This is a genomic window from Acinetobacter sp. 226-1 (assembly GCF_030329325.1).
Lineage (GTDB): Bacteria > Pseudomonadota > Gammaproteobacteria > Pseudomonadales > Moraxellaceae > Acinetobacter > Acinetobacter sichuanensis.
Genome location: NZ_JACANU010000052.1, coordinates 1 through 1,286, shown reverse-complemented (window position 1 = coordinate 1,286; position 1,286 = coordinate 1). Strand labels below are relative to the sequence as shown.

4 protein-coding genes are annotated in these 1,286 nt (G+C 40.4%); all 4 read left to right on the top strand.

Annotation, left to right across the window (positions count from 1 at the left end):
* Nucleotides 1–71 precede the first annotated feature (71 nt).
* Nucleotides 72–659 carry a DUF262 domain-containing protein gene (locus HX124_RS18040; protein WP_286383987.1) on the top strand — a complete coding sequence of 196 codons (588 nt, stop codon included), beginning with the start codon at nucleotides 72–74 and terminating at the stop codon, nucleotides 657–659.
* On the top strand, nucleotides 652–837 hold the full coding sequence (locus HX124_RS18035; protein ID WP_286383988.1) for a hypothetical protein: 186 nt from the start codon (nucleotides 652–654) through the stop codon (nucleotides 835–837). The genes HX124_RS18040 and HX124_RS18035 overlap by 8 nt, the downstream gene beginning before the upstream one ends.
* Complete coding sequence (locus tag HX124_RS18030; RefSeq protein ID WP_286383989.1) at nucleotides 830–1,000, top strand: hypothetical protein; 171 nt, start codon at nucleotides 830–832, stop codon at nucleotides 998–1,000. The genes HX124_RS18035 and HX124_RS18030 overlap by 8 nt, the downstream gene beginning before the upstream one ends.
* On the top strand, nucleotides 997–1,286 hold a 290-nt coding region (locus HX124_RS18025), incomplete at its 3' end, for a PDDEXK family nuclease (protein WP_286418744.1). The genes HX124_RS18030 and HX124_RS18025, both read left to right, overlap by 4 nt.

Below are 1,286 nucleotides of genomic sequence, written 5' to 3'. Positions count from 1 at the left end.
GCTTTTAACAATGTTTCTGACTATCTGTACTTCAAACAAGCAAAGTTACTTCGAAATCAGGGAGTCGCGGCATGACAGCAATAAACAACTATGAAAGCTTATCTATAGATGAGTTCCACAGCATTATCAAACCTGTTGATCGCCCAATCCGCTCAATTAATTATGGATTTTTATATTTAGAAAATTGGCTTAAGGGTGAGGAAGAGAATATTCAGCACGGTATAGACTTAAACCCTGATTTTCAACGAGGACACGTCTGGGCAGAACATCAACAGGTTCATTTTGTGGAAAATGTTTTACGCAGATTGGTTGGAAATGATGGTTTAACGATCCGAATGAATTGTCCATCATGGCGAGAAAAACCAAAATCTGATAGCGATTTACTTGATCAAATGGTTTGTATTGATGGATTGCAGCGTTTAACAGCTATTCGAAAATTTATAGCAGGTGAAATAAAGCCTTTTGGTCTTTCATTTAGCACTTTACCAAAGCGTGTTTTACTACGAGAGCACACTCTAATTATTCAAATGTATGACTTCCAATATCGCAAAGATTTACTGCAATTCTATTTAGATATTAATGGTGGCGGTACTGCGCATAGTGTGGAGGAGTTGGATCGGGTGCGTGGTTTGTTAAATAAGGTGTTAAGTCATGAATAACCCATTTCGTATAGGTGATAGCGTGATGCATGACGTTGAAGCATGGCAACAGCCAGCGAGTACGCTCACTGTGACATATATTAAAAATCTTGTAGTCGTAGCAATGGATAATAGTGGACAAAAGTTTATTGGAAACTTTGGGTGCTTTACTTTGATTAAGCGAGATGGGAATGAATAACCAATTCAAGATAGGCGATCTTGTGCGAGTTGATACTTTGCCTGATGCACCACTCCGTGAAGTTTTGGGTGTGAGGGGGGATTTTATTTTAATCAACTTTGGAGGTTGGGAGGGATGGGTACAGGCTGGTGCATATGAGCTGATTTTGAGTAGTAAATTATGAGCAGCATTTCAACTGCTGAGTATAAAAAACTATCTGGAAAACCACGGCGTACCAAGCGCCGTGTTGTTGTGAAGAAGGAGCGAGTTGTTAGTGAGGGTGAGGCTAAACTCGCTCAGCATTTGAAGTCGTACAAGATCGAGTTCCAGACCGAGTTTCAGTTTAATCCTGAGCGGAAGTGGAGAGCAGATTTTTATATTTTAGGGACTAAGGTTTTAATCGAGGTTGAAGGTGGGATCTGGAGTAATGGGAGGCATACAAGGGCACAGGGTTATTTAGGGGATATGGA

What these genes read in the sequence shown, in the direction of transcription:
- HX124_RS18040 (WP_286383987.1), top strand. Translation starts at nt 72, where the DNA reads ATGACAGCAATAAACAACTATGAAAGCTTATCTATAGATGAGTTCCAC.
- HX124_RS18035 (WP_286383988.1), top strand. Translation starts at nt 652, where the DNA reads ATGAATAACCCATTTCGTATAGGTGATAGCGTGATGCATGACGTTGAA.
- HX124_RS18030 (WP_286383989.1), top strand. Translation starts at nt 830, where the DNA reads ATGAATAACCAATTCAAGATAGGCGATCTTGTGCGAGTTGATACTTTG.